The sequence below is a fragment of the Serratia sp. 506_PEND genome, from assembly GCF_001076875.1.
GTDB classification, from domain to species: Bacteria; Pseudomonadota; Gammaproteobacteria; order Enterobacterales; family Enterobacteriaceae; genus Serratia; species Serratia marcescens.
The window spans coordinates 1-224 of the sequence record NZ_JVEL01000291.1 but is presented as its reverse complement, the minus strand read 5'-3'; the positions used below and the strand labels follow the sequence as shown (position 1 = coordinate 224).

Annotated in this window: 1 protein-coding gene; it reads right to left on the bottom strand. The window is 56.2% G+C overall.

Annotated elements, in window-relative coordinates:
- Positions 1–224 (bottom strand): type VI secretion system-associated FHA domain protein (locus ADK28_RS32090; protein WP_343286267.1); only part of this gene is annotated, 224 nt, incomplete at both ends.

The following is a 224-nucleotide window of genomic DNA, read 5'->3' as shown; positions in this document are numbered from 1 at the left end:
AACAGTTTTTCAAATCCCTGCTGGCGTGATGAGGTCAGTTCCCGGAAGTAATGCTGATACATCTCCCACTCCCATCCGGCACTTTCGCCCTGCCCGCCACGTCGGTAATGAACAAAACGGGTCAGCAGCCCCTCCGGCGAAAACGCCTGAAGGACGCTATGCAGTGCAATACTGGTCGCCTTCTGGCTGGCCGCATGCTGCAGGCGGATATTACTGAGGAGTTC